Genomic DNA, 12,994 nt, shown 5'->3' on the forward strand with positions numbered 1-12,994 from the left:
CATGGCAGACCTACACGCTCCGCTGGCTCCGCTGGCCCCCGTCATCACCTTTGCACCCGAGCTGCTGCTGTGCGCCCAGGACGTGCGCGTGGCGTTCTTCGATGTCGATGGCGTGCTGACCGACGGCGGCCTGTATTTCTCCGAGGCGGGCGAGACGCTCAAGCGCTTCCACACGCTCGATGGCCACGGCCTGAAGCTGCTGCAGCAAGGCGGCATCACCCCGGCCATCGTCACCGGGCGCGACTCGCCGGCGCTGCGCCTACGTCTGCAGGCGCTGGGCGTGCAGCACGCGCGCTTCGGCACCGAGGACAAGGCTCCGGCAGCGGCCAGCATCCTGGCCGAGCTGGGCCTGTCGTGGCAGCAGGCCGCCGCCATGGGCGACGACTGGCCCGATCTGCCCCTGCTGCGCCGCGCCGCCCTGTCCTGCGCGCCGCCCGATGCGCACGCCGAGGTGCGCGCCGTGGCCCGGCACATCACCCGGGCCTGCGCCGGGCAGGGTGCGGCGCGCGAGCTGTGCGACCTGCTGCTCACCGCCAGCGGGCGCTACGCCAGCCTGCTGGCGCGGTACGCAGCATGAGCCCGGTCGCTGCGCCGCAGTCCCCGCCGCACCGCGCGCCCCGATCGTTGCGCCAGCTCTGGGAGCGCGTGTCGCTGTACCTGCCGGTGCTGCTCATGGCGCTGCTGGCGCTGGGCACCTGGTGGCTGGTACGCAACGCGCCCAAGCCGCAACTGCCGGTGGCCGACAGGCCGGCCAGCCATGAGCCCGATTACTACATGCGCGATTTTTCCGTCAAGAGCTTCGAGGCCGATGGCCGGCTGGGCAGCGAGTTGCGCGGCACGCTGCTCAAGCACTATCCGGACACCGACACGCTGGAGGTCGATCAGGCGCGGATGCGCTCGACCGGCGAGGACGGGCGCGTGCTCACGGCGCGCGCCCACCGCGCCCTGAGCAATGCTGACGGCTCCGAGGTGCAACTCTTTGGCCAGGCGCAGGTGGTGCGCGAGCCGCTGGCGCCGCCGGGCGGCGGCGCGCCCACGCCGCGCCTGGAGTTCGCCGGCGAGTTCCTGCACGCCTGGGTCAAGGAAGAGCGCGTGCGCTCCCATCAGCCGGTGACGCTGCGCCGGGGCAGCGACACCTTCACCGCCGACAGCCTGGAGTACGACCATCTCAGCCAGGTGCTGGAGCTGCGCGGGCGCGTGCGCGGCAGCCTGGCGGCGCCGGCGACGCGCTGAAGGAGCACCGGGCGGGCACTGGCAGCGCATCCGGGACTGGTGCGGGGGCGAGGACGAAAGGCAAGGCTTCAGCCTGGCCGCTGGCGGATGAGGAAACAAGAAAGGCTCCGTGAGGAGCCTTTCTTGTCCTGCCTGGACAGCGACTGTGGGGTCAGCTGTCAGCAGTCATCAACAACCATCAATAGCCGCTGTTGCCGCCGCCGTAGCCGCCACCGCTGCGGCCACCGCCGTAGCCGCCGCCACCACCGCTGCGGCCACTGCCGCCGTAGGGGCTGCGAAAGCCGCCTTCGCTGCGACCGCCGCCGTAGCCGCCACCGCCGCCTTCACGGCCACCGCCGTAGCCGCCGCCACCGCTGCGGCCACCGCCGCCGTAGCCGCCGCCACCACCAAAGCCGCCACCGCCGCCGCCGTAGCCGCCGCCACCGCTGCGCGGGGGACGCGGCTCCATCGGACGGGCCTCATTGACGACGATGCTGCGACCGCCCAGGGACTGGCCGTTCATGCCGTTGATGGCTTGCTGCGCCTCTTCGTCGCTGCCCATCTCGACAAAGCCGAAACCCTTGGAGCGACCGGTGTCGCGCTCCATCATGACCTTGGCGCTGGTGACTGCGCCGAACTGGCCGAAGGCCTGCTCCAGGTCCTGGTCGCGCACGGAATAGGGCAGGTTGCCTACGTACAGTTTGTTGCCCATCAGGGACTCCTCAAAAACAAAAAAATTCAGCGACGGAGTCCCGAACCGCAGCCAGTGAATCACAAAGACGCCCTATGCGCGAAAACTGACGGATCACCGCAACCTCGACAGGTACCGAAAAACAAAAAATACCTGCTCGGTCATTATGTGCCACAACCCCCCGGCTGCCTCAATGGTTTTTTGGCAAACAGGCAAGCGTATTTGCCACAAAGGGAAAGTCCGCAGAAGTTCGTAGCGGCCTCGCTACAATCCGCGCCGGTCCATTGGGGAGTAGCCTGCTCGCGCTTGACGAGAGACATGCATCAACAGACTTGGCGCCGTGCGGCGCCGTGGTGCATGAGGCCCGCCGCTCATCGCGGCAGGTGGGGCGAGACCATTGGCCGTGCACGAGTGTTCCGTGGCCGGACTCGCGCGCGGTCAATGCCGTCCGCCCGACACCGGCCCGCCTGCGTTCGTGAGTTCCCTGCATGGAAGCCTTCCTCGTATCCACCTCCATCGTCGCCCTGGCCGAAATGGGCGACAAGACCCAGCTGCTGTCGCTGGTACTGGCGGCACGCTTTCGCCGCCCTGGCCCATCGTGGCCGGCATCTTCGTGGCGACGCTGTTCAACCACATGCTGGCCGGCGCCGTCGGCGCCTGGGTGACCACGGTGCTGGGCCCGCAGGCGCTGCGCTGGGGCCTGGGCCTGTCCTTCATCGCCATGGCAGCGTGGATGCTGATCCCCGACAAGCTCGATGAGGACGACACCGCCAGCGCCGCGCCGCGCCTGGGCGTGTTCGGCGCCACCGCGCTGGCCTTCTTCCTGGCCGAGATGGGCGACAAGACGCAGATCGCCACGATCGTGCTGGCCGCGCAGTACGACGCCTATCTGTGGGTCGTGGCCGGCACCACGCTCGGGATGATGCTGGCCAATGCGCCGGTGGTCTGGCTGGGCGAGCGCATCACGCGCCGCGTGCCGATCCGCGCCGTGCATGGGGTGTCGGCGGCCATCTTCCTGGTGCTGGGGGTGATGACCCTGCTGGCGCCTGCGCTGGCATAATTGCCAGCTTCAGACGCGCCGATTTGCACCGCTTGCGGGCGCTTTACAAATCCTGCTAAAGACGCGCCCGTCGCACGTATGCAAATCCCGACCCGGCCCGCCTCTTTAGCGTGAGCCGGGTTTTTGTTTGCCATGTCGTTCATCGCCACACCGCAGACCATGGGCTTTGCCGAGCCGCTGGCGCTTGCCTCGGGCGCCGCCATCCGCGACTACCACCTGACGTACGAGACCTATGGCACGCTCAGCGCCGCGCGCGACAACGCCGTGCTGGTGTGCCATGCGCTCAATGCCTCGCACCACGTCGCCGGCCATTACGCCGGCCAGCCCAAAAGCGAGGGCTGGTGGGACAACATGATCGGCCCGGGCAAGAGCCTGGACACCAATCGCTTCTTCGTCATCGGCGTGAACAACCTGGGTTCGTGCTTCGGCTCGACCGGGCCGATGCACGTCAACCCGGACACCGGCGAGGTCTATGGCGCCGACTTCCCCGTGGTCACGGTCGAGGACTGGGTCAATGCCCAGGCGCGCCTGCTCGACGAGCTGGGCATCGAGCAACTCGCCGCCGTCATGGGCGGCAGCCTGGGCGGGATGCAGGCGCTTTCCTGGACGCTGCAATACCCCGAGCGGATGCGCCACGCCGTGGTCGTGGCCAGCGCGCCCAACCTGACGGCGGAGAACATCGCCTTCAACGAAGTCGCGCGCCGCGCCATCGTGACCGACCCGGACTTCCACGGCGGGCACTTCTACCGCCACGGCGTGATCCCCAAGCGCGGCCTGCGCATCGCCCGCATGATCGGCCACATCACCTACCTGTCGGACGACGTGATGAACGAGAAGTTTGGCCGCGAACTCAGGAGCGCGGTCAACGGCGACTACCAGTACAGCACGCAGGACGTGGAGTTCCAGATTGAGAGCTACCTGCGCTACCAGGGCGACAAGTTCAGCGAGTACTTCGACGCCAACACCTATTTGCTCATCACCCGGGCGCTGGATTATTTCGATCCGGCGCGCCGACACGGCGGCAGCCTGGCGCAGGCGCTGGCTGTGGCGCGGGCAAAATTTTTGCTGGTCAGCTTCTCCACCGACTGGCGCTTTGCCCCGGCGCGCAGCCGCGAGATCGTGCAGGCGCTGCTGGAAAACCGCCGGGGCGTCGCCTATGCCGAGATCGACGCGCCGCACGGGCACGACGCCTTCTTGCTCGACGACGCGCGCTACATGGCCGTGGTGCGCGCCTATTTCGACAACATCGCCAAGGAGCTGCAGCCATGAGCGACCGCCCCACCATGGAAGCCATCGCCCGCCTGGTGCCGCACGGCGCCCGCGTGCTCGACCTGGGCTGCGGCGACGGCGCGTTGCTGGATTTGCTGCAGCGCACGCGCGGCTGCTCGGGCTACGGCATCGAAATCGCCGACGCCAACGTGCTGGCCTGCGTGCGCCGGGGCGTCAACGTCATCCAGCTCAACCTGGACGAGGGCCTGGCCATGTTTGCCGACGACAGCTTCGACGTGGTGCTGCAAATCGACACCCTGCAGCACCTGCGCAACGCTGAAGTCATGCTGCGCGAGACGGCGCGCGTGGGCCGGAGTGCCGTCGTCGCCTTCCCCAACTTCGCCCACTGGCCCAACCGGCTGTCCATCCTGCGCGGGCGGATGCCGGTCACCAGCCGCCTGCCCTACCAGTGGTATGACACGCCCAACATCCGCGTGGGCACCTACAAGGACTTCGAGGTGCTGGCGCACAGAAACCGCCTGCGCGTGCTCGACTCCTTCGGCCTGCAGGACGGCCAGGTCGTGCGCTTTGCGCCCAATGCGCGCGCCGGCACGGCGGTATTCCATTTCGAGCGTGCTTGAAAATACTATCCAAACGATAGCTGCCAGCGCTTGCTGGACAAGGCTTTGTGGCCTGAAACACTGAGAAAAAGCGAGCAGCGCCCAGCATTGCGTCCCGTGAACTACGCAACACTGCGTAAGGGAATTCGTCAATAAATGTAAATGGGTGGCTGCCCTATATTCTTCAACCGGCCTGCGCCGGCGGGCCTGTCAGCCGTTTTTCAGGAGTCCGCACGCCATGGTCAAAGCCGTTTCTTCCAGTCTTCGCAGCCCCTCGGTGGCCCGGCGGGTCACCCTGGCGGCGCTGGCGCTGGTGGCCGCCGTGCTGGTGCTGCTGGGCATTGCGCTGACCCTGTTGACCGAGCGCAGCACGCGCCAGCAGCTGGTGCAAAGCGTGGGCACCACCGCCGTGGCCGTGGCCCAGTCGCTGGACGCCGCCGACAACGCCAGCCGCGAGATGGTGCGCGGCGCCATGAAGGGCTTCCAGCGCTATTTCGAGGCGCAGATGCACCTGGACGAGGCCACGGGCGAACTGCGCAGCTATGGCGGCCTGGTCAATGGCGACTCCGGTTCGGTGGACAAGTTCGCCCAGGAAACCGAAGGCGTGGCGGCGGTCTATGCGCGCAAGGGCGCGGACTTCGTCGTCGTCACCACCTCCATCAAGAATGCCGACGGCCAGCGCGCCCTGGACACGCTGCTGACAAGTGCCGACCCGGCCCATGCCACGGTCAGCAAGGGCGAGCCCTACACCGGGCTGGTCAGCGTACAGGGCAAGCCCTACATGGGCCACTATCTGCCGGTCAAGAACTCCGCCGGCCAGGTCGTGGCGCTGCTGTTCATCGGCAACGACGTGAGCCTGTTCCAGGCCATGGTGCAGAAACAGGTCGAGAACACGCACTTCTTCGAGCACGGTGGGGTCTATGTCGTCGCCGCTGGCGCCACGCCCGAGCAGGCGCGCTTCATCTACCACCCCAGCGCGCGCGGGCGCAAGGTGCTGGAGGTGGCCCCCGGCGCTGCCCCCTTCCTGCAGGAGCTGGCCGGCGCCCCTGATGGCTACGTGCGCCACGCCCAGGCGCTGCTGGCGCCCACGCAGGCCGACACCTGGGCGCTGATGCGTCCGAGCCAGGGCGGCTGGTGGATCGTCGCCGAGGTGCCCGACGCCGAGGCCATGGCGGGCTTTTGGCGCACCACCGCCGCCCTGTGGGCGTTGCTGGCGCTGGCGCTGGTGCTGCTGGGCGCTGGGCTGCTGCTCATGCTGCGCCGCAGCATCAGCCAGCCGCTGGGCAGCCTGACGCAGGCCGTCACCCTGGTGGCGCAGGGCGACCTGACGCAGAGCTTCGCCAACCGCCGACGCGACGAGATCGGCGCGCTGGTGCAGGAGGTGGAGGGCCTGCGCCAGCGCTACGCGCAGATGCTGCGCCAGGTGCGCCAGGCCGCCGACAGCATCGAGACCGCCAGCGCCGAGATCGCCAGCGGCAACCAGGATCTGTCGGGCCGCACCGAGGCCACGGCCAGCAGCCTGGCGCAGACCGCGCAGAGCATGGAGCAGCTAACCGCGACGGTGCAGCAGTCCGCCGATGCGGCGCGCCAGGCCAACCAGCTGGCCAGCAGCGCCGCCGAGGTCGCCGCGCGCGGCGGCCAGGCGGTGGGGCAGGTGGTGGACACCATGGAGGGCATCAGCAGCGCCAGCCGCAAGATTGGCGACATCATCCAGGTCATCGACTCGATCGCCTTCCAGACCAACATCCTGGCGCTCAATGCGGCCGTGGAGGCGGCACGCGCTGGCGACTCGGGCCGGGGCTTTGCCGTGGTGGCCGGCGAGGTGCGTGCGCTGGCCGGGCGCTCGGGCGAGGCGGCGCGCGAGATCCGCCAGCTCATCCAGGCCTCGGTCGATCAGGTCGAATCCGGCACGCGGCTGGTGCAGCACGCCGGCAGCACCATGCAGGAGATCGTCGGCAGCGTGCAGCGCGTGGGCGACATCATTGGCGAGATCAGCGCCGCCGCTGCCGAGCAGGCCGGCGGCATCGGCCAGGTCAACCAGGCCGTGGGCCAGCTCGACCGGATGACGCAGCAAAACGCCGCGCTGGTCGAGCAGTCCGCCGCCGCCGCGCACAGCCTGCGCGAGCAGGCCATGCGCCTGGCCGGCGCGGTGCAGGTGTTCCGCCTGGAGGCGAATCAGTCTGCGCGCGCACTGCCGCCGGGCGCTGCCGCGCACACGCCGCCGCTGGCGCTGCAGGGGTGATGCAGCCAGCAGCCGGCTGCCAGGACTGAGGGCAGTACACGGACAAGCCTCGCATATGCGCAATTGCTACTGCAATTGCTGCTGTTTTGGTAGCTGCAATCGCTTTCCCAGTAAGGGTTTCCATCGTTTTTGGCCTATAAAGATATAGGCGGTCGGGCGCGCATGTACCATGCGCCATCCATGCCCAATCTCGACGTCTTCACCATGCTGGCCATGACGGCGGCATCCTCGTTCGCCATGGCCGGGCCATGACCGTGGTGCGCCCGCAAGGCCGCGAGGGCGTGGACTTGTGGGCCTTGGGCCTGCTGGCGCACGGCGGCTGCTACGTGCTGTACGCGCTGCGCGGCCATGCGCCCGACTGGGCCACCGTGGTGCTGGCCAATGCCCTGCTGTCAAGCGCCTTTGCCCTGACGCTGGCGGCAGTCGCGCAGTTCCATGCGCGCCCCCTGCCCTGGTGGCGCATGGGACTGCCGGTGGCGGCTGCGCTGCTGCTGTTCGGCTGGCACGTGGGCGACTACCGCGCCCGGCAGATGTCCGCTGGCGTAGTGCTGCCGCTGCAGCTACTGCTGACGTTGTGGGCGCTGTGGCGCCCGCAGGCGCCCGGCCAGCCGCGCGGCGCCTGGCTGATCAGCCTGAGCATGGGCATCGAGGTGCTGCTGATGGGCGGACGCGGCTGGCTGGCGCTGTCCGGGCGGCTGGACAACGCTGACCTGCTGCAGCTCAGCCCGACGCAGGCGGTGCTCTTCATGATGGCCTTCGTCACCATCATCCTGGCCTCGCTGGGCTTCATCCTGATGACCAAGGATCGGGCCGACGCCGCCAACCAGCACCTGGCGGCCTACGACGCGCTGACCGGTGTGGTCAACCGCCGCGCCCTGCTGCAGGTGCTGGAGCGCGAGGTGGCCCAGGCCGCGCGCACGGCCAGCCCGTATGCGCTGGTGCTGCTGGACATCGACCACTTCAAGGCCGTCAACGACACGCGCGGTCACCTGGCCGGCGACCAGGTGCTGCGCCACGTCTCCCAGGTGCTGCGCGCACGGCTGCGCGGGCAGGACTTGCTGGGGCGCTACGGTGGCGAGGAGTTCCTGGTGCTGCTGCCCGGCACCGACCTGGCCGGCGCGCTGCAGGTGGCCGAGGGGCTGCGCCAGGCCGTGCAGGACGCACCTTGCCCCTGGTCGGGCGGCTCCATCGCCGTGACCATCAGCCTGGGCGTATGCGCCGCCCGCCCCCACGCGCCGGGCTGCGCCGAGGCGCTGATCGACGCTGCCGACCAGGCGCTGTATGCGGCCAAGCAAGCCGGGCGCAACCGCGTGCAGCATGGCCCTGCGCCGCAGTGCGCTGCCGGCATGTCCTGAGCGCTGAATACTGCACGCCCAGCCCGCAGGCGCTGCCGTCGGCGCGCTGTACGCCGCCAAGGCGCTCGGGCGCAACCGGGTCGAGGCCGATCCGGGCTGAGGTGCCGGTTCGGGCGGCAGGGCTGGCCCATCTGGCGTATGCTGGATTTTCCCGCCCCATCCCATCCGCACTGCCTTGTCCCGCCGCTGGAGGAACCCGCCCATGAACGCGCCCCTGCCCACTGCCGCCCTCGAATCCGTGCTCGACCCTGCCCTGGCCCTGGAGCGCATCGCACGCACCTGGGACGAGTCCATCGTGCGCGAATTGACCGACTACATCCGCATCCCCGCCAAGTCGCCCGGCTTTGCCCCCGACTGGCGCGAGCAGGGCCACCTGGAGACGGTGCTGAGGAACGCCGCCACCTGGATCGAGGCGCAGCAAGTCGCCGGCCTGCAACTGGAGATCGTGCGCCTGCCCGGGCGCACGCCGGTGCTGCTGTTCGAGATCGCCGCCACGCGCCCCGGTGGCGCCAGCAGCCCGACGGTGCTGATGTACGGCCACCTGGACAAGCAGCCCGAGTTCGACGGCTGGCGTGCCGACCTGGGGCCGTGGAGTCCCAAGTACGAGGACGGCAAGCTCTATGGCCGGGGCGGCGCCGACGATGGCTACGCGGCCTACGCCAGCATCGCCGCCGTGCAGGAGCTCAAGCGCCAGGGTGTGGCGCACCCGCGCATCGTCGGCCTGGTCGAGACCTGCGAGGAAAGCGGCTCCGCCGACCTGCCGGCCTACATCGAGGCATTGAAGGGCCGGCTGGGCGATGTGCAACTGGTCGTCTGCCTGGACTCGGGCGCGGGCAACTACGACCAGCTGTGGCTGACCACCAGCCTGCGCGGCATGGCCAGCGGCACGCTCAAGGTCGAAATCCTGACCGAGGGCGTGCATTCGGGCGACGCCTCGGGCCTGGTGCCGTCGTCGTTTCGCATCATGCGCCAGGTGCTGGATCGGCTGGAGGATTCGAGCACCGGGCGCCTGCTGCCGGCCAGCTTTCATTGCCAGGTGCCGCCCGAGCGGCTGGCGCAGGCGCGCGCCACGGCGGCCATCCTGGGCGAGGAGGTCTGGCGGCGCTTCCCCTGGGCGCACGCCGACTGCGGCGGCTCGACGCTGTTTGCCCTGCCGACCACGCAAGACCCGGTGCAGGCACTCATCCGGCGCACCTGGGAGCCCACCCTGTCCGTGACCGGCGCCGAAGGCCTGCCGGCGCTGCGCGACGCCGGCAACGTGCTGCGGCCCTATACGGCCTTCAAGCTGAGCCTGCGTCTGCCGCCGCTGGTGGATGCTGCCGCCTGCGTGCAGCAGATGAAGGCGCTGCTGGAGGACAACGCGCCCTACCAGGCGCGCGTGACCTTCGAGCACGGCGGCGCGGCCAGCGGCTGGAACGCGCCGGACATTGCGCCCTGGTTCGGCAGCGCGCTGGACGCTGCCAGCCAGGCGCACTTCGGCGCGCCCTGCGGCTTCATCGGCCAGGGCGGCACCATCCCGCTGATGAACATGCTCAGCGCGGGCTTTCCGCACGCGCAGATGATGGTCTGCGGCGTGCTCGGCCCCAAGAGCAACGCCCACGGCCCCAACGAGTTCCTGCACGTGCCCTACGCCAAGCGGCTGACGGCGGCGGTGGCGCAGGTCATCGCTGCCATGCCGGATTGAAGCGGCCATGGTGGCGCAACTCTCCACGCTGAACGGCCAGGCCGGCACCGAGCTGGCGGTATACGACTGGCCGCTGCCCGCCAGCCAGCGCCGTGCCAGCGCCGTGCTGGTACACGGCCTGGGCGAGCACATGGGCCGCTACGAGGCGCTGGCGCGGCAGCTCAACGCCTGGGGCCTGGGCGTGCGCGGCTACGACCATCAGGGGCATGGCCGCTCGGGCGGGGCGCGCGGCGCGCTGGCGCACGGCGATGGCCTGACGGCAGACCTGGCGCTGGTCATCGACAGCCAGCGCGCGCAGATGCCGCCGGGCGAGCCGCTGGTGCTGCTGGGCCACAGCATGGGCGGCCTGGTGGCGGCGGATTTCGTGGCGCGCGGCCTGCGGCCCGTGGATGCGCTGGTGCTGTCCTCGCCGGCGCTGGCGGCCTTCCTGAACCCGCTGCAACGGCTGCTGCTGGCCACGCTGCCGCGCCTGCTGCCCAACTTGCGCGTGGGCAACGGCCTGGATGCGCGCGGCCTGTCGCACGACGCCGCCGTGGTCGCCGCCTACCGCGCCGATGCGCTGTGCCACGACCGCATCAGCGCCCGGCTGGCGCACTACATCGCCACGCGCGGCCATCAGGTGCTGGCCGCTGCGCCCGCCTGGAGCGTGCCCACCTTGCTGCTGTGGGGCGAGGACGACCGCATCATCGACCCCGCCGGCTGCCGCGCCCTGGCCGCCGCCGCGCCGGCGGGCGTGCTGACGGCGCACGGCTTTGCCGGCCTGCTGCACGAGATCTTCAACGAGCGCGACGCCGCCCCGGTGCTGGCCGCGCTGCGCCAGTGGCTGGACGGTCAGTTGGCAAAATAACAGTCAAATCAGACGCAAAGCCTTGCCAGGCAAGCGCTGAGAGCTACTTATTCAGGAGCATCTCCAGCCGCCCAGACGACCTGGTCGCGCCCGCTCGCCTTGGCCTGGTACAGCGCCTCGTCGGCGCGCCGCAACAGCTCTTGGGCGCCCTCCCCGGGACGCAGGCAGGCCACGCCGGTGGAAAACGTCAGGCGCGCCGTGCCTGTCGGCAATTGCAGCGCCAGCGCCGCCACGCGCTCGCGCAGCCGATCCAGCAGGCGCGCGCCGTCGGCTGGGGCGGTCTCGGTCATCAGCAGGATGAACTCCTCGCCGCCCCAGCGCGCCACGGTGTCGCTGCAGCGCACGCCGCTGGCGATGGTGCGGGCAAAAATCCTCAGCACCTCGTCGCCGGCGGCGTGGCCGTGGGTGTCGTTGACGGCCTTGAAGTGATCCAGATCCAGCAGCGCCAGTTGCAGCTGCAGGCCGCCGTGCCGGGCGTGCTGCAGGCGCTCGTGCAGTAGCTCGTTGAGATGGCGCCGGTTGGGCAGGCCGGTCAGTTCGTCGCGCGTGGCCAGTTGGCGCACCTGATCGACGGCATGGCTCAGCTCGTTTCTCTGCTGGTGCAGCCGGCTGCGCACGGCCTGGATGCGCAGGCTCAGGGTAGTGCCGGCCACCAGCACCACGGCGATCATCAGCATGTAGGCCGCCGACAGCGCCAGCGGCGGCGCCGGCTGCGTGCCGCCCCACTGCACCCAGGAGATGGCCGTGCCGAACATGGCCAGGCCGCACACCAGCAGGATGCGCATCTGGCGCGGCTGCAGGCCGAAGATGCCGAACATCAGAATGACCGCCACGATGGGCAGCACGATGCCGCGCGCCTCCCCGGCGATGACATAGGCCACGGCCACGGCGCCGGTGGCCGTCAGGTTCTGGAACATGGTCATGGCCGGGTCTTGCCAGCGCCGGCTGTAGCCGCTGCGGATCAGCGCATAGACCAGCAACAGCCCGCTGCAGCACGCCAGCGCCCACCAATGCACCGGGCGCGCCGGCGTCAGCCCGGAGGCCACGGCCAGGTACATGGCGCCCATGCAGCACAGCATCAGCACAGCCGCCAAGCCGGTCATGGCCAGGCGGATGCGCTGCTCGCGCTCGGTGGTCAGCAGTGCGTCCAACAGGCGCGCGCGCAGAGGGTTCCGATCGGGACGAAATGGCGGGCTCAGGGGTGTCTCCTTGCAAGAGGGCGCATCTTGCCAGCAAGAAACATTTTGGTACATCAGCGCCTGCCGACACCGTGACCAGACCTGCGCCTACAGCGTCGCCAGTGTCAATACGCTGACCGCTGCCAGCGCCGCCGTTTCGGCGCGCAGCACGCGCGCGCCCAGACTGGCCGGGGCGAAGCCGTGCGCCAGCGCGGTCTGCTCTTCCTGCGGCGCCAGGCCGCCCTCGGGGCCGTGCAGCACCCACACGGCGGCGGCGCCGGCGGCCGCGTGCAGCAGGGGCTGGCTGCCGGCCTGCAGTGACAGCACCAGGCGCGCTCCAGGTGCTGTGCTGTCTGCGCCAGCCTGGGCCGCCTGCTGGCGCAGCCAATCGGCCAGCGGCAGCGGCGCGTGGACGGTGGGGATGCGGTTGCGCCCGCACTGCTCGCAGGCGGCCACGGCGATGGCCTGCCAGTGCCCCTGCCGGCGCGCCGCGCGCTCGCCGGACAGCTTGATCACGCTGCGCGCGGCGGCCACCGGCTGGATGCTGGCTGCGCCCAGCTCGGTGGCCTTTTCCACCAGCCAGTCCATGCGCTCGTTGGCTGGCATCCCGACCACCAGATGCACGGCGCGCGCCGCCTCGCGCTCGATGGCCTGGTGCTGGCCGATGTCCACCAGCACCTCGGCGCGGCCCATGCGCGCCACCGTGGCGCTCCACTGGCCGCCGCTGCCGTCGAACAGCGTCAGCGCGTCGCCTGGCTGCAGGCGCAGCACCTGGACATGGCGCGCTGCCGTCGCCGGCAGTTCGATCTGGCTGCCGGCACGCAGCGGCACGGGGCAATGAAAGCGCGGCATGGGAGACTATGAAAAATATAGCTGACAGCGCTTGTCAGCAAAGG

11 protein-coding genes and 1 pseudogene are annotated in these 12,994 nt (G+C 69.9%); 9 read left to right on the forward strand and 3 right to left on the reverse strand.

The features are described 5' to 3' along the window. Nucleotide 1: 1 nt before the first annotated feature. Nucleotides 2–577 carry a KdsC family phosphatase gene (locus tag IDM45_RS14815; RefSeq protein WP_209423530.1) on the forward strand — a complete coding sequence of 192 codons (576 nt, stop codon included), beginning with the start codon at nucleotides 2–4 and terminating at the stop codon, nucleotides 575–577. Further along, nucleotides 574–1,233: an LPS export ABC transporter periplasmic protein LptC gene (lptC, locus tag IDM45_RS14820; protein WP_209423531.1), complete on the forward strand. Its 660-nt coding sequence runs from the start codon at nucleotides 574–576 to the stop codon at nucleotides 1,231–1,233. The genes IDM45_RS14815 and lptC overlap by 4 nt, the downstream gene beginning before the upstream one ends. 178 nt (nucleotides 1,234–1,411) lie before the next feature. Here the strand turns inward: lptC and IDM45_RS14825 are convergent, their stop codons facing one another. Further along, complete coding sequence (locus IDM45_RS14825; RefSeq protein WP_209423532.1) at nucleotides 1,412–1,924, reverse strand: RNA recognition motif domain-containing protein; 513 nt, start codon at nucleotides 1,922–1,924, stop codon at nucleotides 1,412–1,414. A 467-nt stretch (nucleotides 1,925–2,391) separates the two neighbouring features. On the opposite strand from IDM45_RS14825, the pseudogene IDM45_RS14830 reads away from it, so the two are divergent. From IDM45_RS14830 to IDM45_RS14860, 7 genes and pseudogenes are all read left to right on the forward strand, one after another. Continuing rightward, a pseudogene (locus tag IDM45_RS14830) lies at nucleotides 2,392–2,963 on the forward strand (TMEM165/GDT1 family protein). Between the two features lie 132 nt (nucleotides 2,964–3,095). Further along, complete coding sequence (gene metX, locus IDM45_RS14835; RefSeq protein WP_209423533.1) at nucleotides 3,096–4,232, forward strand: homoserine O-succinyltransferase MetX; 1,137 nt, start codon at nucleotides 3,096–3,098, stop codon at nucleotides 4,230–4,232. Then, a complete protein-coding gene (gene metW / locus IDM45_RS14840) occupies nucleotides 4,229–4,813 on the forward strand; it encodes a methionine biosynthesis protein MetW (RefSeq protein WP_209423534.1) in 585 nt (194 codons plus the stop codon). Before metX ends, metW begins: the two co-directional genes overlap by 4 nt. Before the next feature lie 217 nt (nucleotides 4,814–5,030). Continuing rightward, complete coding sequence (locus IDM45_RS14845) at nucleotides 5,031–7,034, forward strand: methyl-accepting chemotaxis protein (protein ID WP_209423535.1); 2,004 nt, start codon at nucleotides 5,031–5,033, stop codon at nucleotides 7,032–7,034. Nucleotides 7,035–7,282: 248 nt separating this feature from the next. Further along, nucleotides 7,283–8,389, forward strand: a complete 1,107-nt coding sequence (locus tag IDM45_RS14850; RefSeq protein WP_233457511.1) for a GGDEF domain-containing protein — start codon at nucleotides 7,283–7,285, stop codon at nucleotides 8,387–8,389. A 202-nt stretch (nucleotides 8,390–8,591) separates the two neighbouring features. Beyond that, nucleotides 8,592–10,073, forward strand: a complete 1,482-nt coding sequence (locus tag IDM45_RS14855; RefSeq protein WP_209423536.1) for a M20 family metallopeptidase — start codon at nucleotides 8,592–8,594, stop codon at nucleotides 10,071–10,073. A 7-nt stretch (nucleotides 10,074–10,080) separates the two neighbouring features. Further along, nucleotides 10,081–10,920: an alpha/beta hydrolase gene (locus IDM45_RS14860; RefSeq protein WP_209423537.1), complete on the forward strand. Its 840-nt coding sequence runs from the start codon at nucleotides 10,081–10,083 to the stop codon at nucleotides 10,918–10,920. Nucleotides 10,921–10,967: 47 nt separating this feature from the next. Here the strand turns inward: IDM45_RS14860 and IDM45_RS14865 are convergent, their stop codons facing one another. After that, nucleotides 10,968–12,071 carry a GGDEF domain-containing protein gene (locus IDM45_RS14865; RefSeq protein ID WP_232653806.1) on the reverse strand — a complete coding sequence of 368 codons (1,104 nt, stop codon included), beginning with the start codon at nucleotides 12,069–12,071 and terminating at the stop codon, nucleotides 10,968–10,970. 135 nt (nucleotides 12,072–12,206) lie between these two features. Continuing rightward, nucleotides 12,207–12,950 carry a 16S rRNA (uracil(1498)-N(3))-methyltransferase gene (locus IDM45_RS14870; protein WP_209423538.1) on the reverse strand — a complete coding sequence of 248 codons (744 nt, stop codon included), beginning with the start codon at nucleotides 12,948–12,950 and terminating at the stop codon, nucleotides 12,207–12,209. Between the last annotated feature and the right edge of the window lie 44 nt (nucleotides 12,951–12,994).

Source organism: Melaminivora jejuensis (assembly GCF_017811175.1).
GTDB lineage: Bacteria > Pseudomonadota > Gammaproteobacteria > Burkholderiales > Burkholderiaceae_C > Melaminivora > Melaminivora jejuensis.